The following is a 19,709-nucleotide window of genomic DNA, read 5'->3' as shown; positions in this document are numbered from 1 at the left end:
GCCCGTGCCATGCTGCCCCAACGGCCGCCGGCACGAACCCCTGTGATACATTTCAACGTCAGTCTGCAAAACTACCATATCGCCGCCCTTCCGCCGCATGTCCGACCGTCAGGAATCCGCCGTACCTGCGCCCGAAGCGGGACCTCCGAAGCACGATCATCCTGTCCTGCGTCGCGTGTTCAGGGTGACGCTGGCAGTCGGTATCGGCACCTACTTCGTCGCGTCCGCCTCGTTCCTCGGGCTGCGCTACGTGCTGCTGCCGCGCATCGACGAATTCCGCCCGCGCATCGAGCGCGCGGTGTCCGACAAGCTCCACGCGCAGCTGTCGATCGGCAGACTGTCTCCCCACTGGTCCGGCATGCAGCCGGGCGTCGAAGTCACCAACCTGACGATTCGCGGCCGTGACGGCCGGATCGCGCTGTCGGTCCCGCACGCGACGGCCGCGCTGTCGTGGATGTCGCTGCTGCGGCTGTCGCCCGCGCTGTCGAGCCTGATCGTCGACCACCCCGACCTCGTCGTCGCGCGCGCGGCCGACGGCTCGCTGAGCGTCGCGGGCGTCGGCGTCGCGACCACCCATGGCGGCAACGACACGTTCAGCACGTGGCTGCTGAAGCAGGAAGCGATCGTGCTGCGCAACGGCACGCTGCGCTGGCGCGACGCGCAGCACGACGCACCGGAACTCGCGCTGTCGGGCATTCGCCTCGCGGTGCTCAACCACGGCCGCGTGCACAAGGCCGCGCTGCAGGCGCCCGCGAACGGCACGCTGCTGCTCGGCCCGCTCGATTTCCGCGCGCGCTTCCGGCACAAGCCGCTCCAGCCGATCGGCAAGCCGACGAACTGGACCGGCGACGCGTACCTGTCGACCGGCCCGGTCGACCTGCAGACCCTCGGCCGCTATCTCGACATTCCGCTGACGATCCATGCGGGCCGGATCGACAATGCGATCTGGGCGACCTTCGAGGACGGCCACCTGCGCTCCGCGGGCGGCGACCTGCAAGGCGCCGACGTCGTGCTGCGCGTGCGGCCGACCCAGCCGCGCCTCGACGTGCCGACGGTCGGGTTCGGCTGGGACATGGCGCTGAACGCCGGCCGCGACTACACGCTGCACCTGACGCGCTTCAACGCGGAGCTCGGCCAGCCGCCGCTGCCGGACGGCACGCCGCTCGCGCGCTCGCTCGCGCTGTCGACGCTGACCGCCCGCTACCGCGTACCGGCCGCCGACCAGGGGCAACTGCTGAGCGTCGTCGGCGACCGCGTCGATCTCGGCATCCTCAGCGAGTTCATCCGCGGGCTGCCGCTGCCGGCACGCCTGCGCAACGAGCTGATCAAGCTCGACCCGCGCGGGATGGTGTCGAACTACCACATCGAGGTCGAGCGCGCGAAGCCGGCGCGGCCCGAGCTCGCCGACGAAGAGCGGCGCATGGGCGCCGCGCCGATCGTGCGCTACCGCTTCCTCGGTGATCTGCAGGGCATCAGCGTCGCCGCGCAGGAGCCGCCGCCGGGCTTGTCGCCGCGCGGTCACCCGCGCGCCGGCTGGCCGGGCGTCGAGAATTTGTGGGGTCGCGTCGATGCGAACGAGACCGGCGGCAGCGCGCACTTCGACACGGTCAACGCCGCGGTCACGGTGCCCGGCGAATTCGACCGGCCGCGCCTGACCTTCGACCGGCTGCGCGGCAACGCGAAATGGGTGATCACGCCGGCGCCGGGCGACAAGCACGCGCGCGTCGACGTGACGTTGCCCGACCTGTTCGTCTCGAACCCGGATGCCGAAATCGCGGTGTCGGGCTCGTACACGAACCCCGGCCACGGCCGCGGCTCGCTCGACCTGCGCGCGGATTTCGCGCGCGCGTCGGTGGCGCGCATTCCGCGCTACCTGCCGACCGGGATGTCCGAACGCCTGCGCGCGTATCTCGGCCATGCACTGCAGGACGGCCAGGTGACCAAGGGCGCGTCGATCGTCGCGCGCGGCCCGCTCGAGAAATTCCCGTTCTCACACGAGCCGGATGCCGGCGTGTTCCATATCGTCGCGCCGTTCACCGGCGGGCGCTTCGAGCCGACGCCGTACCCGCCGCGCAAGCTCGCGAACGGCACGCCGAGCGTCTGGCCGGCACTCGACGCGATCGACGGCGTGTTCGAGCTCGCGCAGAACAAGCTGCACTTCGACATCGCCCGCGCGCGCTACAAGCGCGTCGCGCTGACCAAGGTGGCCGGCCGGATCGACGATCTCGGCAACCCGTCGAAGTCTCCGCTCATCATCGACGGCCATGCGCAAGGCCCGCTCGCGGACCTGATTGACTACGCGGACAACAGCTCGCTCGGCACGATGAGCGGGCACATCGGCCAGCGGATCGATGCGCAGGGGCCCGCGTCGCTCGCGCTCAAGATCACGATTCCGCAGCGCGTGCCGCATCCGCATACGCACGTCGAAGGCGCCCTCGCGTTCGGCGGCAACACGCTGTCGACCGACGGCGTGCCGCCGCTGTCCGCGCTGCGCGGCAGCGTGCGATTCAGCGAGGCCGGCGCGTCGCTGCACGACCTGTCGGGGCGCTTCCTCGGCGGCCCGGTGCGCGCGAACGGCAACTTCCAGTCGCATGGCCCGTACGCGGTGAACGTCGACGGCAAGCTCGCGCTCGACGCCACGCGCGGCCTGAACCTGCACGGCACGGCCGCGGCGCTGCTCGAGCACGTGGTCGGCGACGCGCCGTACCACGTCGCCGTGCGCGGCGCGCCGGGCCGCCTGCCGGAGGTCACCGCGCATTCCGACCTGACGGGCGTCGCGCTGAACTTCCCCGCGCCGTTCGCGAAACCGGCCGGCACGCCGATGCCGTTCCGCTTCACGCTGCAGCCGGCCGCCGAGGCCGACGGCAAGCGCCTCGAACATGCCGACCTGACGCTCGGCCCCGTGTCCGCGACCTACCTGCTCGACGCGACGCGCGGCCAGCCGCTGCGCGCGGTGCGCGGCGCGATGGGCATCCACCGGATGCCCGACCTGCCGCAGGACGGCGTGAGCGCCGCCGTCGACGTCGACGAACTGGACGCCGACGCATGGCTCGCGCTGGCCCGCACGCTGCAGCACGACACCCCGCGCGCACCGGAGCCGGCCGCGCCGCGCGTCGACGTCGCGAGCTTCACGCCGAAGCGCTTCGCGCTGCATTTCGGCACGCTGAAGCTGCTCAAGCGCAACTGGGAAAACGTGATCATCGGCGCGTCGCACGTCGACGAGCTGTGGCAGGCGAACATCGCGTCGAATCAGGTCTCGGGCTACCTGTCGTGGGCGCAGGGCGGCGGCCACAACGGCGCGGGCGTGCTGAACGCGCGGCTCGCGAAGCTCGTGATTCCGCAAAGCGCGCAGCACGACCTCGTCGGCCGCGCGATGAACCTGCCGACGCCGACCGACCGGCCGATGCCGTCGGTCGACCTGATCGTCGACCAGGTCGTCGCGCGCGATCACGACATCGGCCGGCTCGTCGTCAATGCGCGCAACATCGACGAGGACGGCGCGCCGGTGTGGCAGCTCGACAAGCTCGAGCTGGCGAACCCGGCCGCGAAGCTGACGGCGACCGGCAACTGGCGCACCTCGCGCCGTGCGCTGGCCCGCGGCGTCGACGAAAACGATGCGCCACGCCGCAGCGTGTTCGACTTCAAGCTCGACATCGGCAACGCGGGCGCGCTGCTCGATCTCGTCGGCCTGCCGCGCACGGTCGCGAACGGCCACGGCACGGTGACCGGCAAGGTCGGCTGGCGCGGCGGCCCGACCGCGGTCGATCTGCCGTCGCTCGGCGGCCAGGTCGCGGTCGATCTCGAGCACGGCCAGATCCTGAAGGTCGATCCGGGTGCCGCGAAACTGCTCGGCGTGCTGAGCCTGCAGAGTCTCGCGCGCTTCCTGACGCTGAATTTCCGCGACGTGGTCGGCAAGGGGCTGCCGTTCGACAAGATCACGGGCACCAGCCGGATCTCGAACGGGATCGCGCGCACCGACGACTTCTCGATGACGACGGCGCCGGCGAACGTGACGGTGCGCGGCGCGGTCGATCTCGGCGCCGAGACGCAGGACCTGCACGCGCACGTCGCGCCGAAGATCGGCGCCGGCACGGCGGCGATCGCGGCCGCGATCATCAACCCGCTGCTCGGCGTCGGCGTGCTGGCCGCGAACTACGCGCTGTCGGAGACGCTGTCACACGCGTTCGCGATCGACTACGCGATCACCGGCTCGTGGGCGCATCCGCACATCGAGCGGGTGCGGGGCGATCAGGGTAAGATGAATCACGGTCCGGCCGATGCGGCGAGCCATTGACGCGCGCAGGGTGCCGGGCCGCACCCTATTTATGACGCAATCGATCCAGCGATGACCGATCACACCCGTTCCGCCACGCCCTTTCGGGTCGCCGCGCTGCAGATGGTGAGCACGCCGGACGTCGCGCGCAATCTCGCCGAAGCCGGCCGCCTGATCGCGGAAGCGGCCGGCGACGGCGCCCAGCTCGTGCTGCTGCCCGAGTATTTCTGCTTCATGGGCCACCGCGACACCGACAAGCTCGCGCTCGCCGAAACCTACCGCGACGGTCCGATCCAGCAGTTTCTCGCGCGGGCCGCGCAGCGTCACGGCGTCTGGCTGATCGGCGGCACGCTGCCGCTGCAGGCGCCCGAACCCGATCGCGTGCTGAACACGACGCTCGTGTTCGATCCGAGCGGCCACGAGGCCGCCCGCTACGACAAGATCCACCTGTTCAACTTCGAGAAAGGCGACGAATCGTTCGACGAGGCGCGCACGATCCGCGCGGGCGAGACGGTCGTCACGTTCGATGCGCCGTTCGGGCGGGTCGGCCTGTCGGTCTGTTACGATCTGCGCTTTCCGGAGCTGTACCGCAGGATGGGCGACTGCGCGCTGATCGTCGTGCCGTCGGCGTTTACGTATACGACGGGTCGCGCGCACTGGGAAATGCTGCTGCGCGCGCGGGCCGTCGAGAACCAGTGCTACGTGCTCGCGGCCGCGCAGGGCGGCAAGCACGAGAACGGCCGGCGCACCTGGGGCCACAGCATGCTGATCGACCCGTGGGGCGAGATCGTCGCGGTCCGCGACGAAGGCGCGAGCGTCGTGACCGGCGCGCTCGATCCGCAGCGGATCGCCGACGTGCGCCAGAGCCTGCCCGCGTGGCGACATCGCGTGCTGGCCTGACCCGCTGAACCGCCCCGGCGCTTGAAACGCCGCCCGGCCAACCCATCTGCCCAGAACGCACCCGACAACTTTTTGAGAACCCTCGATACCCGCATGAACATCATCGAACCCGGCATCCGCAATCTTGCGCTGGCGAAGGACATCCTCCTCACGCCGTACGGCCTCGACGAGAGCCTGCTCACGCGCACGATCGCCGACATCTTCACGCATCGCGTCGACTACGCGGACCTGTACTTCCAGGCGACCCGCAGCGAAGCGTGGAGCCTCGAGGAAGGCATCGTGAAGTCGGGCAGCTTCAGCATCGACCAGGGCGTCGGCGTGCGCGCGGTCGCGGGCGACCGCACCGCGTTCGCTTACTCGGACGACCTGTCGCCGGAAGCCATCGCGCAGGCGGCCGCGGCCACCAAGGCGATCGCGGCGGCCGGCGGCGGCCGCCAGAAGATCCGGGCCGCGACGTCGCTCACGGGCATCTCGGGCCGCGACCTGTACCTGCCGTCCGATCCGCTCGCATCGCTCGACGCCACCGCCAAGGTCAAGCTGCTCGAGCGCATCGAGCAGATGGCGCGCGGGCGCGACCCGCGCGTCACGCAGGTGATGGCGGGCCTCGCCGGCGAATACGATGTCGTGCTGGTCGCGCGCAGCGACGGCGCGCTCGCGGCCGACATCCGCCCGCTCGTGCGCGTGTCGGTCACGGTGATCGCCGAGCAGAACGGCCGCCGCGAGATCGGCTCCGGCGGCGGCGGCGGCCGCTTCGACTACGCGTACTTCACCGACGACGTGCTGTCGCGCTACGTCGACGACGCCGTGCATGCAGCACTCGTGAACCTCGATGCCCGCCCCGCGCCGGCCGGCGCGATGACGGTCGTGCTCGGGCCGGGCTGGCCGGGCGTGCTGCTGCACGAGGCGATCGGCCACGGTCTCGAGGGCGACTTCAACCGCAAGGGCTCGTCGGCGTTCGCCGGCCGCATCGGCGAGCAGGTCGCCGCGAAGGGCGTGACGGTGGTCGACGACGGCACGCTGCCGAACCGCCGCGGCTCGCTGAACATCGACGACGAAGGCAACCCGACGCAGTGCACGACGCTGATCGAGGACGGCATCCTGAAGGGCTACATCCAGGACACGCTGAACGCGCGCCTGATGAAGATGCCCGTCACCGGCAACGCGCGGCGCGAATCGTACGCGGCGCTGCCGATGCCGCGCATGACCAACACGTACATGCTCAACGGCGACAAGGATCCGCAGGAAATCATCGCGTCGGTGAAGAACGGCCTGTACGCGGTGAACTTCGGCGGCGGCCAGGTCGACATCACGAACGGCAAGTTCGTGTTCTCGGCGTCCGAGGCGTACATGATCGAAAACGGCAAGGTCACCTACCCGGTGAAGGGCGCGACGCTGATCGGCAGCGGCCCGGAATCGCTGAAGTACGTGAGCATGATCGGCAACGACATGTCGCTCGACTCGGGCGTCGGCGTGTGCGGCAAGGAAGGCCAGAGCGTGCCGGTCGGCGTCGGCCAGCCGACCCTGCGGATCGACAAGATGACGGTTGGCGGTACGGCATAACCGCATCGCGACGCAGACAATCCGTGCATTTTGACAAAAACGCGCGGATTGTCCGCATTTTTTGACGCCCCGGCTTGCCAGCCGCACGGCGACACGGTATAAATTCCGAATCAACTTTTTTGACGAACCGAATCTCCGTCATGTCCGCCAAGTTTTATTTTTACTTTTTTTGGCATCTCAGACCGCTGGCGGATCGAGAGGGTTGATGGCGCGTGAAGCGCAACCGAAATTCCCGAAAAACCGCCGGCGAACCCGGCGGTTTTTTTTCGCCCTTCGCCAGCCGGTCGCCGCCGCAGCGGTCCCGCGGCCCCGATCGACACCACTGAATTGCCTGAATCGATGAATTTGCCGCACGCGTAGTCATTAGGCGGCGCCCTCAACAGCTTTGCATGGGGCCGGAGCAAGTGCCGAAGCACTCGAGCCGGTCGACACAGGAGAAAACAGCATGCCCCCGCACAACACCGACGACGTCCGCATTCGCGAACTCAAGGAACTGACGCCGCCCGCCCATCTGATCCGCGAATTCGCGTGCTCCGAGGCCGCGTCCGAGCTGATCTACCACTCGCGCCAGTCGATGCACCGCATCCTGCACGGGATGGACGACCGGCTGATCGTCGTGATCGGGCCGTGCTCGATCCACGATACGAAGGCGGCGATCGAGTACGCGGGGCGGCTCGTGAAGGAGCGCGAGCGCTTCAAGGGCGAGCTGGAAATCGTGATGCGCGTGTACTTCGAGAAGCCGCGCACGACGGTCGGCTGGAAGGGGCTCATCAACGATCCGCACCTGGACAACAGCTTCAAGATCAACGAAGGACTGCGCACCGCGCGTGAACTGCTGCTGCAGATCAACGAGATGGGGCTGCCGGCCGCGACCGAATACCTCGACATGATCAGCCCGCAGTACATCGCCGACCTGATCTCGTGGGGCGCGATCGGCGCGCGCACGACCGAGTCGCAGGTGCACCGCGAGCTGGCGTCGGGGCTGTCGTGCCCGGTCGGCTTCAAGAACGGCACCGACGGCAACGTGAAGATCGCGGTCGATGCGATCAAGGCCGCGTCGCAGCCGCATCATTTCCTGTCGGTGACCAAGGGCGGCCACTCGGCGATCGTGTCGACGGCCGGCAACGAGGACTGCCACGTGATCCTGCGCGGCGGCAAGACGCCGAACTACGACGCGGACAGCGTGAACGCCGCATGCGCGGACATCGGCAAGGCCGGCCTCGCCGCGCGCCTGATGATCGACGCGAGCCACGCGAACAGCTCGAAGAAGCACGAGAACCAGATTCCCGTGTGCGCGGACATCGGCCGCCAGGTCGCGGCCGGCGACGAGCGCATCGTTGGCGTGATGATCGAGTCGCACCTCGTCGAAGGGCGTCAGGACCTGAAGGAAGGCTGCCCGCTGACCTACGGCCAGAGCATCACCGATGCGTGCATCGCGTGGGACGACAGCGTGAAGGTGCTCGAAGGCCTCGCGGAATCGGTGAAGGCACGCCGCGTCGCGCGCGGCAGCGGGAACTGACGGACGTGAACTGGTTGAACCGCCATGGCCCGCCTGCCGGCGGCTTGGCCATGCGGTCAGCCTGCGGCCGTCAATTCACCCTGTTAAACTAGCTAATATCATCTAGCTAACCAGGGGGCGGCCATGCCGACCGTCAACATGCACGATGCCAAGTCGCGGCTCTCAAGCCTCGTCGAAGCGATTGAATTGGGGCGCGAGTCCGAAGTCGTGATCGCCCGCAATGGCCATCCCGTTGCCCGAATCGTTCCTTACGCGGCGCCGAAGCGGATCGGCGCCGCCCGTCAGTTGCTTGCCGGGCTGAACATCCCGACAACCGTCGAGGCATTCAATGCCGGCGATGAATCGATCGCTGCCGACTTCGATGCCAGCTCGGATCAAGGGCTTGCACCGTGAAGCTGCTGCTCGATACGCACATCGCGCTCTGGGCGGCTGAAGGCGCGCCGCAACTTTCGGCAACCGCGGCCGCATTGATCGAACATCCCCAAAACACGCTGTACGTCAGCGCCGCGTCGATTTGGGAAATCGCGATCAAATATCGCAAAGGCAATCTGCCCGTCCATCCGAGAGATGCGCGTTCGGCATTTCGGCTTGCAGGTTTTGCGGAGCTGCCGATCAGCAGCGATCACGCCGAGGCAGTCGCCGCGCTGCCGGATTTTCCGGACCATGCCGATCCGTTCGACCGCGTGATGATCGCGCAGGCACTCCATGAAGGCATGCCGCTCGTCAGCGCCGATCCGAAGGTGTGGCGCTACCACTCCACGCTGATGCTGCGTGCCTGACATCGTCATGCACGCGACAAAATCGAAGCCCGGCTCGCGCCGGGCTTTTTTACTGGCCTGAGACCGTCCGTTCGCGCATCACTCGAGCGCACCCGAGCCGAAGATCTCGGTGTTCACACGCTCCGGCGCGACGCCCAGCGCGACGAGCGCATCGCGTTGCGCCTTCATGAACGCGATCGGGCCGCAGATGTAGTAGTCGGCATCCGGCACCAGCGCATGCTGCTTCACGCGCTCCGGCGTCAGGCGCCCTTCGAGGTCGTGATCGACACCGGCACGGTCGTTCGGGCCGACCAGCTCGTACAGCACCGTGCGCTTCACGTTCGCGTGCTCGCGCGCCGCGTCGTTCAGCCAGTCGCGGAACGCGTGCACCGCGCCCGAACGGCACGCGTGGACGAACTGCACTTCGCGCTTGCTGCCTTCGGCGATCAGCGTCGACGCCATCGACATCATCGGCGTGATGCCGACACCGCCCGAGATCAGCACGACCGGCGTCTCGACATCGCGCTTCAGCGAGAAGTCGCCCATCGGCGCGGTCACTTCGACGATCGCGCCCTCTTCCACGCCATCGTGCATCAGCGTCGACACCTTGCCGGCCGGGATCGCTTCCGCCCTGCCCGCCTCGCGCTTCACCGAAATGCGCAGCCACTTGCCGTGCGGCGCATCGGACAGGCTGTACTGGCGCGGCTGGTCGACACCCAGCTCGCCGACGAAGCGCTTCACCGAGATGTACTGGCCCGGCTCGAACTTCGGCGCGTCGCCGCCGTCGGCGGGGGTCAGGTAGAACGACGTGATCTCGTCGCTTTCGCGCACCTTGCGGGCGACCTTGAACGGGCGGAAGCCGCTCCATGCGGCGTTCGCGTACAGGTCGGCCTCGGCGCCGATCATGATCTGCGCGAGCTGGCCGTACGCGACGCGCCAGGCTTCGAGCGTTTCCGCGTCGACCGCGTCGCCGAGCACTTCGACGATCGACGCGAGCAGGTTCTCGCCGACGATCGGGTAATGCTCCGGACGGATATTGAGGCTCGCGTGCTTGTGCGAGATGCGCGACACCGCGCCGCCCAGCGCACCGAGATTGTCGATGTTCGCGGCATACGCGTAGACCGCCTTCGCGAGCGTTTCCGGCTGGCTGCCGGTCTTCTGGTGCGTCTGGTTGAACAGGTTCTTCAGTTCCGGATGACGCGCGAACATGCGCTGATAGAAGTGCTTCGTGATCGTCGCGCCGTGCTCGGCAAGGACAGGGGCGGTGGCCTTCACACGGGCCATCTGGTCAGCGGTGATGTGGGTCATGTGCGTTCTCCGTTAAACATGCACATACGATACATCTTTAAAATTAAAGCGCCCCTCGGACAAATTGTCGCAGTGCGGAAATCGATGCCGCGCGTCAGCGCACGCGCCCGCGCTCCCACAGCACATCCGAGCCGCCGTCCGCGCGGTTCAGCACGCGCGCCAGCACGAACAGCAGATCCGACAGCCGGTTCACGTAACGCCGCGGCGCATCATTGAGCGTGTCGGTGCGCCCGAGCGCGACGATCGAGCGCTCTGCACGGCGGCACACAGTGCGGCACACGTGCGCCAGCGACGCCGCGCGCGAGCCGGCCGGCAGGATGAACTCCTTCAGCGGCGGCAGCGTCGCGTTGTAGTCGGCGAGCCACCGGTCGAGGCGCGCGAGATGCGTGTCGTCGAGCACCCCATGGCCGGGGATGCACAGCTCGCCGCCCAGATCGAACAGGTCGTGCTGGATCGTGACGAGCGCGGTGCGGACGTCGTCCGGAAGCGGCTCGGCGAGCAACACACCGAGCGCCGAGTTCAGCTCGTCGACGTCGCCGATCGCGGCGATGCGCACGTCGTCCTTGCCGATGCGGCGGCCGTCGCCGAGGCCGGTGGTGCCGTCGTCACCCGTGCGCGTGGCGATCTTGCTCAAGCGGTGGCCCATGCGAATGTCCTCTCGTGCGCGGCCGCAGCGCGGCCAGGTGGGGTTGGTACGCGATTATCGCAGCCCGCGGCGAGGGCCGCAGCGGACGTTGCAGCGTAGAATGAACCGAAAGTTCGACAAGCAGCCGTCAGGAGACACGAGTGAATCACCCCGACACGCCGGCCGCCACGCGCCGCCCCCTCCCGCCCGCGATGCTCGATGCGCTGCGCGCCGCCTTCGGCGAGCGCGTGTCGACCGCCGACGCCGTCCGCGCCCATCACGGCCGCGACGAATCGCCGTTCGATCCGCAACTCCCCGACGTCGTCGTGTTCGCCCGCCGCGCGGATGAAGTCCGCGAAGTCGTGTCGCTGTGCGCGCTCTACAGCGTGCCGCTGATTCCGTACGGCGCCGGCTCGTCGCTCGAAGGCCACCTGCTTGCCGTGCGCGGCGGCGTATCGCTCGACCTGTCGGAAATGAACCGCGTGCTGTCGATCAACGCGGAAGACCTGACGGTCACGGTCGAACCGGGCATCACGCGCAAGGCGCTCAACGAAGCGCTGCGCGACACCGGCCTGTTCTTCCCGATCGATCCGGGCGCCGACGCCAGCATCGGCGGGATGACCGCGACCCGCGCGTCCGGCACCAACGCCGTGCGCTACGGGACGATGCGCGAGAACGTGCTCGGCCTGAGTGCCGTGCTCGCCGACGGCCGCGTCGTGAAGACGGGCTCGCGCGCGCGCAAGTCGTCGGCGGGCTACGACCTCACGCGCCTGTTCGTCGGCTCCGAAGGCACGCTCGGCGTGATCACCGAGATCACGCTGCGCCTGCATCCGCTGCCCGAAGCCGTGTCGGCCGCGATCTGCACGTTCCCGTCGATGGGCGACGCGGTGCGCACCGTGATCGAGACGATCCAGATCGGCGTGCCGATCGCGCGCGTCGAATTCGTCGATGCGCTCGCGGTGCGCTCGATCAACCGCCACTCGAACCTGACGCTCGCCGAGGCGCCGACGCTGTTCTTCGAATTCCACGGCACCGAAGCCGGCGTGAAGGAACAGGCCGAGCTCGTGCAGGCGCTCGCGGGCCAGAACAACGGCCAGGGCTTCGAATGGGCTACGCGCCCCGAGGACCGCACGCGCCTCTGGTCCGCGCGCCACAACGCGTACTTCGCGATGCTGCAGTTGAAACCCGGCTGCCGCGCGGTGACGACCGACGTATGCGTGCCGATCTCGCAGCTCGCCGCGTGCGTCGAGGAAACCGAAGTCGACCTGCGTGCGTCGTCGCTGCCCTGCCCGATCGTCGGACACGTCGGCGACGGCAATTTCCACGTCGCGATCCTGATCGATCCCGACAAGCCCGAGGAAATCGACGAAGCCGAGCGCATCAACGACCGGATCGTCGAACGCGCGCTGCGCCTCGGCGGCACCTGCACCGGCGAACACGGCGTCGGGCTGCACAAGATGCGCTTCCTGCCGAAGGAGCACGGCGACAACGCGATCGACGCGATGCGCGCGATCAAGCTCGCGCTCGATCCGCGCAACCTGATGAATCCCGGCAAGATCTTCACGTGCTGACACGGCGGCGCGCCGCCGCGCGGCCGCAGGAGACCCAATGAACGCTTCCGTCGAACTGTCGAGCGCGACCCGCGCGCAGCGCCAGCGCGAAGTCGTGCAGGCGCTGATGGCCGTGCTGCCCACGCACTGCCTGCTGTTCCGCGACGAAGACACCGCGCCGTACGAATGCGACGGCCTGTCCGCGTACCGGCGGCTGCCCCTCGCGGTCGCGCTGCCTGAAACCGAATCGCAGGTGCAGCGGATCGTGCAGATCTGCCGCCGCATGGAAGTGCCGATCGTGCCGCGCGGCGCGGGCACGAGCCTGTCGGGCGGCGCGCTGCCGATCGGCAACGGCGTCGTGCTGTCGCTCGCGCGCTTCACGCGCATCGTCGAGGTCGATCCGTACGCGCGCACGGCCACCGTGCAGCCCGGCGTGCGCAACCTCGCGATTTCGGAAGCCGCCGCGCCTTACGGGCTGTACTACGCACCCGATCCTTCGTCGCAGATCGCGTGCACGATCGGCGGCAACGTCGCGGAAAATTCCGGCGGCGTCCACTGCCTGAAATACGGGCTGACCGTGCACAACGTGATGCGCGTGCGCGCGGTCACGATCGAGGGCGAGATCGTCGAATTCGGCTCGCTCGGCCTCGACACGCCGGGCCTCGACCTGCTCGCGGTGATGATCGGCAGCGAAGGGATGTTCGCGATCGTCACCGAGGTCACGTTGAAGCTGATCCCGAAACCGCAGACCGCGCAGCTCGTGATGGCGAGCTTCGACGATGTCGTGAAGGGCGGCGAGGCGGTCGCCGCGATCATCGCATCGGGCATCATCCCGGCCGGGCTCGAGATGATGGACAAGCCGGCCACCCAGGCCGTCGAGGCGTTCACGCACGCGGGCTACGACCTCGACGCGAAGGCGATCCTGCTGTGCGAATCGGACGGCACGCCGGAGGAAGTCGCGGAGGAAGTCGTGCGCATGACGGCCGTGCTGCGCGAGCATGGCGCGACGCGCATCCAGGTGTCGCGCAACGAAAGCGAGCGGCTGCGCTACTGGTCGGGCCGCAAGAACGCATTTCCGGCCGCCGGACGCATTTCCCCCGATTATTACTGCATGGACGGCACCGTGCCGCGCCGCGCGATCGGCCCGCTGCTCGCGCGCATCGAGCAGCTCGAGACGCAATACGGATTGCGTTGCATCAACGTGTTCCATGCCGGCGACGGCAACATGCATCCGCTGATCCTCTACAACGCGAACGATCCGGACGAGCTGCACCGCGCCGAGCAGTTCGGCGCGGAAATCCTCGAATGCTGCGTGGAATTCGGCGGCAGCGTGACGGGCGAGCACGGCGTCGGCATCGAAAAGCTCAATTCGATGTGCGTTCAGTTCTCGCCGCAGGAGCGCGACGCGTTCTTCGCGGTCAAGCGCGCGTTCGATCCGGCCGGGCTGCTCAATCCCGACAAGGGCATTCCGACCCGCGCGCGCTGCGCGGAATACGGTCGCCAGCACGTGCGCGGGGGGCTGCTGCCGCACCCCGACCTGCCGCGCTTCTGAGCGCCGCGCGGCGGCGCAGCCCGTGCCGACGCGCGGGCCGCGACGTGCCGCCCTGCCCGCGCGCCGGCCATCCGCGCAGCTGGCCTGCCTGCGTTCGTGATACGGGGCTTAGGGATAGTCGCGATGTGGATTCGCGCCACCCCGGTACAATCGACCGGACAACAAGACGAGACGGCAATAGAACATGGAAGAGGACGACATCGTCGCCGGATGGGCCGAGCGCATCCGCGCCGCCAGTGCCGACGGCCGGCCGCTGCGGATTCGCGGCGGCGGCACCAAGGACTGGTACGGCCACGCGCTGGACGGCGAAATACTCGACACGCGCGCGTTGCAGGGCATCGTGTCGTACGACCCGGCCGAACTCGTCGTCACGGTCCGCGCGGGCACGCCGCTCGCGCAGCTTGAAACCGCCCTCACCGAGTGCGGTCAGATGCTGCCGTTCGAGCCGCCGCACTTCGGCCGCACGGCTACCGTCGGCGGCTGTATCGCGGCCGGCCTCGCGGGCCCGCGCCGCGCGACCTGCGGCGCGCCGCGCGATTTCGTGCTCGGCGTCACGCTGATGAACGGGCGCGGCGAGCTGCTGCGCTTCGGCGGGCAGGTCGTGAAGAACGTCGCCGGCTACGACGTGTCGCGGCTGATGGCCGGCTCGCTCGGCACGCTGGGGCTGATGCTCGAGCTGTCGATCAAGGTGCTGCCGGTGCCGGTCGCCGAAGTCACGCTGAAGTTCGAGATGACCGCGACCGACGCGGTGCGCAAGCTCAACGAATGGGGCGGCCATCCGCTGCCCGTCAGCGCGAGCGCGTGGCGCAACGGCACGCTGGTGCTGCGGCTGTCGGGCGCCGAGGCCGCCGTGAAATCGGCGAAGACGCTGCTCGGCGGCGAAGTCGTCGACGCGGTCGAGGCCGAGCGCTTCTGGGCCGGCCTGCGCGAGCATGCCGATCCGTTCTTCAACGGCATCCCGCCCGGCTATGCGCTATGGCGCCTCGCGCTGCCGTCGATCACCGAGCCGATGCACCTGCCCGGCACCCAGCTGATGGAATGGGGCGGCGCGCAGCGCTGGTGGATCACCGACGCCGATGCGCAGACGGTGCGCATGAGCGCGAAGCAGGCCGGCGGCCATGCGACGCTGTTCCGCGCGGGTGACTCGTACGACCGCAGCGCGGGCGTGTTCACGCCGCTGCCCGCGCCGCTGATGAAGATTCACCGCGGGCTGAAGGCTGCGTTCGATCCCGCACGCATCTTCAACCGCGGGCGGCTCTACCCCGAGCTTTAGGGTCTGTTTACCTATGGAACGCACATGCGAATGCCCGAAATCGCTCGTCCCCCAAGGGGACTTCCTTCGGGGCGTATGGCAAGAAGTGAGGAGCGCCGTTTGGCCGAGCCAAACAAGTGGCGACCGACGCCGCCATACGGGCGATTTCGGGCATTCCCGTGGAATGAATTTTTTAATTAGGGGTTGCCGCGAGAACGGCAACGCATGCGCGTTCCATAGGTAAACGGACCCTAAATGCAAACCAACCTCGCCGATTTCATCCGCAACACGCCCGACGGCGACGAGGCCGACGCGATCCTGCGCAAGTGCGTGCATTGCGGCTTCTGCACCGCGACGTGCCCGACCTACCAGTTGCTCGGCGACGAACTCGACGGCCCGCGCGGGCGCATCTACCTGATCAAGCAGATGGTCGAAGGCGCGCCCGTCACGCGCAGCACGCAACAGCACCTCGATCGCTGCCTCACGTGCCGCAGCTGCGAGACTACCTGCCCGTCGGGGGTTCAGTACGGCCGGCTCGTCGAGATCGGCCGCAAGCACGTCGAGGCGCAGGTGCAGCGCCCGGTGCAGCAGCGAATCCTGCGCCGCGTGCTCGCGAGCCTCGTGCCGAACGCGGCGCTGTTCTCGCCGGTCATGCGGCTCGGCCAGCACGTGCGGCCGCTGTTGCCGAAACGGCTGCGCGACAAGGTACCGCCGCGCCAGCGGCTGCTCGAATGGCCGCAGCGCACGCATCCGCGCAAGATGCTGATGCTCGGCGGCTGCGTGCAGCCGTCGATGCTGCCGAACATCAACATCGCGACCGCGCGCGTACTCGACGCACTCGGCGTCGAGACGATCGTCGCGCCCGACGCGGGCTGCTGCGGCGCGATCCGCCTGCACCTGAACTATCACGACGAAGCGCTCGCCGACGCACGCCGCAACATCGACGCGTGGTGGCCGTATATCGAGCAAGGTGCCGAAGCGATCGTCATGAACGCATCGGGCTGCGGCGCGACGGTGCTCGAATATGCGCACCTGCTGCGTGACGATCCGGCCTATGCGGAAAGAGCGCAGCGCATCGTCGCGCTGACGCGCGACATCTCCGACGTGCTGCTCGCGTTCGAGGCCGAGATCGCGACGCTCGCGCGACGCCGCGCGATCCATACCGTCGCGTACCACCCGCCGTGCACGCTGCAGCACGGCCAGCAGTCGCGCGGCAAGGTCGAGCGCCTGCTCGAGACGCTCGGCATCGAGGTGCGGCTGCCGGCCGACAGCCACCTGTGCTGCGGGTCGGCCGGCACCTATTCGCTGACGCAGCCGTCGCTGTCGTACCGGCTGCGCAAGCAGAAGCTGCTGAAGCTGCAGGCACTCGAGCCGCAGATGATCGTGTCCGGCAACGTCGGCTGCATCGCGCACCTGCAGAGCGGCACGCAGATTCCGGTCGCGCACTGGATCCAACTCGTCGAGCATCTGCTGTACGGCTAGCGCGGCGCCGGCCCGGCCGGTCGCGCATGGCATCGCGTCCGTATAATGGGCGCATCGATGCGGCGCGTGCCGTGCCGCATCCGTCGCCGTATCCGCCGTGGTATCCGCTTCTCGTGCCTGCTTCCGTGCCCGTCATGTCCGATTTCGCCGCCCGTCTCGACTCCGTTCACCGCCGCATCGCCGACGCCGCCCGCGCGGCCGGCCGCGATCCCGCCACCGTCTCGCTGCTCGCCGTGTCGAAGACGTTTCCCGCCGACGACGTGCGCGCCGCGCATGCGGCCGGACAACGCGCGTTCGGCGAAAACTACGTGCAGGAATCGATCGACAAGATCGACGCGCTCGCGGATCTGCGCACCGGGCTCGAATGGCATTTCATCGGGCCGCTGCAATCGAACAAGACGCGCCCGGTGGCCGAACGGTTCGACTGGGTCCATTCGGTCGACCGGCTGAAGATCGCGCAGCGCCTCGCCGAACAGCGCCCCGCGCACCTGCCGCCGCTCAACGTGTGCGTGCAGGTGAACATCAGCGGCGAGGCGTCCAAGAGCGGCGTCGCGCCGGCCGACGTGGCCGAGGTCGCGCGCGCGGTCGCCGCGCTGCCGACGCTGCGCCTGCGCGGCCTGATGGCGATTCCCGAACCGGCCGGCGATACCGACGCGCAGCGCGCGCCGCATCGTGCGCTGCGCGCGCTGTTCGATACGCTGCGCGCCGACGGCCTGCCGCTCGACACGTTGTCGATGGGCATGTCCGCCGATCTCGAGGCCGCGGTGCTCGAAGGCGCGACGATCGTGCGCGTCGGCACCGCGCTGTTCGGCGCACGCGACTATTCGCACTGAGCGCCTCCCCTGTTCCGCCTTTCCGTTCACTCTCCTGCTCAATCGACATCATGAAAATCGCATTCATCGGCGGCGGCAACATGGCCGCGGCCCTGATCGGCGGCCTGATCAAGCGCGGCGTCGCCGCTGACGGCCTGTATGCCATCGACGTCAACGAGGACGTCCGCGCGCGCGCCGCGCAGCAATTCGGCATCCGCACCGGCGCGGCCATCGACGCGACGCTCGCCGGCTACGACGCGATCGTGCTGGCGGTGAAACCGCAGGTACTGAAGGACGTCGCGCAGGCGCTCGCCCCACATCTGACGTCGCAGCTCGTGATCAGCATCGCGGCCGGCATCCGCGGCACCGACCTCGCCCGCTGGCTCGGCGACTACGCGCGCGTCGTGCGCACGATGCCGAACACGCCCGCGCTGGTCGGCATGGGCGTGACGGGCCTCGCCGCGCTGCCGGGCGTCGACGCGGCCGGTCGCGAGCTCGCGTCGAACGTGCTCGGCGCGGTCGGCGAGATCGTCTGGTTCGACGACGAAGCGCAGCTCGATGCCGTCACCGCGATCTCGGGCAGCGGCCCGGCCTATGTGTTCTATTTCATCGAAGCGCTGCAGGAAGCCGCGCGCCGCCTCGGCATGAACGACGAACAGGGCCGCGCGCTCGCGGTCGCGACGTTCGCGGGTGCCGCGCAGCTCGCCGCGCAATCGGGCGAACCGGCGAGCGTGCTGCGCGAGCGCGTGACGTCGAAGGGCGGCACGACGGCCGCCGCGCTCGCGTCGTTCGACGCGCAGGGCGTGAAGGAAGCGATCGTGCGCGGCGCGCTGGCCGCCGAGGCACGCGCGAAGGAAATGGGTGACGAGCTCGGCCGCGCGTAAGCGCGGCACGCTCCGCCGGGCTTCCGGCACCGGCAACAAAAAAGCGGCCTCGGCCGCTTTTTAGTTGGCATCGCGGCCGGGCGCGGCCTCTTCAGTTGCCTGCCGTGCCCGCCAGCAGGTAGTGCGCGGCGATCCCCGCGAACAGCACGCCGCCGAGCCAGTTGTTGTGCCGGAACGCCGCGAAGCACGGCATCCGCTCGCGGTCCTTGATCAGCGTGTAGTGATACAGCGCGCAGCCGACCGCCGCGGCCCAGCCGGCCCAATATGCGAGGCCGAAGCCGAGCGTCACGCCGATCCACACATAGATGCCGAGCGTCGCCGCATAGCAGAGCATGACGGCCGCGACGTCGAAGCGGCCGAACGTCAGCGCGGACGTGCGAATGCCGATCTTGATGTCGTCGTCGCGGTCGACCATCGCGTATTCGGTGTCGTACGCGACCGACCAGAAGATGTTCGCGATCAGCATCACCCACGCGAGCATCGGCACCGTGTCCTGCACGGCCGCGAACGCCATCGGGATGCCGAAGCCGAACGCGATGCCGAGATACGCCTGCGGAATCGCGAAGAAACGCTTCATGAACGGATACGAGCCCGCGACGAACAGCGCGACGACCGACAGCTCTTTCGTCAGCGTATTGAGCGGCTGGATCAGCAGGAACGAGATGAAGGCCAGCACCACCGCGATCGCGACGGCTTCCCATGCGCGGATCTTGCCGGACGTCAGCGGCCGGTCGGCCGTGCGCTTCACGTGACGGTCGAAATCGCGGTCGGCATAGTCGTTCATCGCGCAGCCGGCCGAGCGCATCAGCAGCGTGCCGAGCACGAAGATCGCGAGCAGCGGCCAGCGCGGATGGCCGTCCGACGCGATCCACAGTGCGTTGAGCGTCGGCCACAGCAGCAGCAGGCTGCCGATCGGCTTGTCCATCCGGACGAGCCGCAGATACAGGGGAAAGCGGGCAAGCATGGCGAAGCACCGGGAAGATAACCCCGGCATTTTAGAGCCGAGCGGCGGGTCACGTCATGTCGGGCAGGCCCGCGACGGCTGCCGCGACCCGCGCGCCGGCCGCCGGGGCCCGCTGAAGGCGGGCCGGGCAGGCCGCACGTCAATCAAGGGACAGATGCGTGGCAAGCGCGTACCGCGCTGTCGCCGGAATTCCCTCCGATGCGGATAGCAACCCGGCGCCGCTTCGGCGCGGGTCACCCGCTCCCGCCGGCCGCGCGGCGCGCGACCGGC

General features: G+C 68.7%; 15 protein-coding genes. 12 read left to right on the top strand and 3 right to left on the bottom strand.

Features of this window, described 5'->3' with window-relative positions:
* Positions 1–97: 97 nt before the first annotated feature.
* From BAMB_RS03220 to BAMB_RS03195, 6 genes are all read left to right on the top strand, one after another.
* Entirely contained in the window at positions 98–4,294 is a 4,197-nt protein-coding gene (locus BAMB_RS03220; protein ID WP_011656029.1) for a YhdP family phospholipid transporter, read from the top strand.
* A gap of 51 nt (positions 4,295–4,345) precedes the next feature.
* Complete coding sequence (locus tag BAMB_RS03215; RefSeq protein ID WP_011656028.1) at positions 4,346–5,173, top strand: carbon-nitrogen hydrolase family protein; 828 nt, start codon at positions 4,346–4,348, stop codon at positions 5,171–5,173.
* A 93-nt stretch (positions 5,174–5,266) separates the two neighbouring features.
* On the top strand, positions 5,267–6,733 hold the full coding sequence (gene tldD, locus BAMB_RS03210) for a metalloprotease TldD (protein WP_012363145.1): 1,467 nt from the start codon (positions 5,267–5,269) through the stop codon (positions 6,731–6,733).
* Positions 6,734–7,178: 445 nt separating this feature from the next.
* Positions 7,179–8,252 (top strand): 3-deoxy-7-phosphoheptulonate synthase AroG, encoded by a 1,074-nt coding sequence (aroG, locus tag BAMB_RS03205; protein WP_006752725.1) that lies wholly within the window; start codon positions 7,179–7,181, stop codon positions 8,250–8,252.
* A 123-nt stretch (positions 8,253–8,375) separates the two neighbouring features.
* Entirely contained in the window at positions 8,376–8,645 is a 270-nt protein-coding gene (locus BAMB_RS03200; protein WP_011656025.1) for a type II toxin-antitoxin system Phd/YefM family antitoxin, read from the top strand.
* Complete coding sequence (locus BAMB_RS03195) at positions 8,642–9,031, top strand: type II toxin-antitoxin system VapC family toxin (protein ID WP_011656024.1); 390 nt, start codon at positions 8,642–8,644, stop codon at positions 9,029–9,031. The genes BAMB_RS03200 and BAMB_RS03195 overlap by 4 nt, the downstream gene beginning before the upstream one ends.
* A gap of 78 nt (positions 9,032–9,109) precedes the next feature.
* Here the strand turns inward: BAMB_RS03195 and hmpA are convergent, their stop codons facing one another.
* Positions 9,110–10,318 (bottom strand): NO-inducible flavohemoprotein, encoded by a 1,209-nt coding sequence (gene hmpA / locus BAMB_RS03190; RefSeq protein WP_011656023.1) that lies wholly within the window; start codon positions 10,316–10,318, stop codon positions 9,110–9,112.
* A 94-nt stretch (positions 10,319–10,412) separates the two neighbouring features.
* On the bottom strand, positions 10,413–10,964 hold the full coding sequence (locus BAMB_RS03185; protein WP_011656022.1) for a cob(I)yrinic acid a,c-diamide adenosyltransferase: 552 nt from the start codon (positions 10,962–10,964) through the stop codon (positions 10,413–10,415).
* A 140-nt stretch (positions 10,965–11,104) separates the two neighbouring features.
* Here BAMB_RS03185 and BAMB_RS03180 point away from each other — a divergent pair, with 140 nt between their 5' ends.
* The 6 genes from BAMB_RS03180 to proC all read left to right on the top strand — a co-directional run bounded on the left by BAMB_RS03180 (position 11,105) and on the right by proC (position 18,475).
* Positions 11,105–12,514 (top strand): FAD-binding oxidoreductase, encoded by a 1,410-nt coding sequence (locus BAMB_RS03180; protein ID WP_011656021.1) that lies wholly within the window; start codon positions 11,105–11,107, stop codon positions 12,512–12,514.
* A gap of 37 nt (positions 12,515–12,551) precedes the next feature.
* The gene (locus tag BAMB_RS03175) at positions 12,552–14,045 is read left to right on the top strand and encodes an FAD-linked oxidase C-terminal domain-containing protein (RefSeq protein WP_011656020.1); all 1,494 of its coding nucleotides are present in this window, start codon (positions 12,552–12,554) and stop codon (positions 14,043–14,045) included.
* A 184-nt stretch (positions 14,046–14,229) separates the two neighbouring features.
* A complete protein-coding gene (gene glcE, locus BAMB_RS03170) occupies positions 14,230–15,318 on the top strand; it encodes a glycolate oxidase subunit GlcE (protein WP_011656019.1) in 1,089 nt (362 codons plus the stop codon).
* Between the two features lie 234 nt (positions 15,319–15,552).
* Complete coding sequence (glcF, locus tag BAMB_RS03165; RefSeq protein WP_011656018.1) at positions 15,553–16,779, top strand: glycolate oxidase subunit GlcF; 1,227 nt, start codon at positions 15,553–15,555, stop codon at positions 16,777–16,779.
* 134 nt (positions 16,780–16,913) lie between these two features.
* Positions 16,914–17,612 carry a YggS family pyridoxal phosphate-dependent enzyme gene (locus BAMB_RS03160; protein ID WP_006754454.1) on the top strand — a complete coding sequence of 233 codons (699 nt, stop codon included), beginning with the start codon at positions 16,914–16,916 and terminating at the stop codon, positions 17,610–17,612.
* Positions 17,613–17,662: 50 nt separating this feature from the next.
* Complete coding sequence (proC, locus tag BAMB_RS03155) at positions 17,663–18,475, top strand: pyrroline-5-carboxylate reductase (RefSeq protein ID WP_011656016.1); 813 nt, start codon at positions 17,663–17,665, stop codon at positions 18,473–18,475.
* 91 nt (positions 18,476–18,566) lie between these two features.
* On the opposite strand, the gene ubiA is transcribed toward proC, so the two are convergent.
* Positions 18,567–19,439, bottom strand: coding sequence for a 4-hydroxybenzoate octaprenyltransferase (gene ubiA / locus BAMB_RS03150; RefSeq protein WP_011656015.1), 873 nt, complete (start codon positions 19,437–19,439; stop codon positions 18,567–18,569).
* Positions 19,440–19,709: the final 270 nt, after the last annotated feature.

The sequence above is a fragment of the Burkholderia ambifaria AMMD genome, from assembly GCF_000203915.1.
Classification (GTDB): Bacteria; Pseudomonadota; Gammaproteobacteria; order Burkholderiales; family Burkholderiaceae; genus Burkholderia; species Burkholderia ambifaria.
The sequence above is the reverse complement of the archived record's forward strand: the minus strand, read 5'-3'. Positions and strand labels throughout refer to the sequence as shown.

What these genes read in the sequence shown, in the direction of transcription:
- BAMB_RS03185 (WP_011656022.1), bottom strand. Translation starts at nt 10,964, where the DNA reads ATGGGCCACCGCTTGAGCAAGATCGCCACGCGCACGGGTGACGACGGC.
- BAMB_RS03215 (WP_011656028.1), top strand. Translation starts at nt 4,346, where the DNA reads ATGACCGATCACACCCGTTCCGCCACGCCCTTTCGGGTCGCCGCGCTG.
- hmpA (WP_011656023.1), bottom strand. Translation starts at nt 10,318, where the DNA reads ATGACCCACATCACCGCTGACCAGATGGCCCGTGTGAAGGCCACCGCC.
- glcE (WP_011656019.1), top strand. Translation starts at nt 14,230, where the DNA reads ATGGAAGAGGACGACATCGTCGCCGGATGGGCCGAGCGCATCCGCGCC.
- BAMB_RS03175 (WP_011656020.1), top strand. Translation starts at nt 12,552, where the DNA reads ATGAACGCTTCCGTCGAACTGTCGAGCGCGACCCGCGCGCAGCGCCAG.
- BAMB_RS03160 (WP_006754454.1), top strand. Translation starts at nt 16,914, where the DNA reads ATGTCCGATTTCGCCGCCCGTCTCGACTCCGTTCACCGCCGCATCGCC.
- ubiA (WP_011656015.1), bottom strand. Translation starts at nt 19,439, where the DNA reads ATGCTTGCCCGCTTTCCCCTGTATCTGCGGCTCGTCCGGATGGACAAG.
- aroG (WP_006752725.1), top strand. Translation starts at nt 7,179, where the DNA reads ATGCCCCCGCACAACACCGACGACGTCCGCATTCGCGAACTCAAGGAA.
- glcF (WP_011656018.1), top strand. Translation starts at nt 15,553, where the DNA reads ATGCAAACCAACCTCGCCGATTTCATCCGCAACACGCCCGACGGCGAC.
- BAMB_RS03220 (WP_011656029.1), top strand. Translation starts at nt 98, where the DNA reads ATGTCCGACCGTCAGGAATCCGCCGTACCTGCGCCCGAAGCGGGACCT.
- BAMB_RS03200 (WP_011656025.1), top strand. Translation starts at nt 8,376, where the DNA reads ATGCCGACCGTCAACATGCACGATGCCAAGTCGCGGCTCTCAAGCCTC.
- tldD (WP_012363145.1), top strand. Translation starts at nt 5,267, where the DNA reads ATGAACATCATCGAACCCGGCATCCGCAATCTTGCGCTGGCGAAGGAC.
- proC (WP_011656016.1), top strand. Translation starts at nt 17,663, where the DNA reads ATGAAAATCGCATTCATCGGCGGCGGCAACATGGCCGCGGCCCTGATC.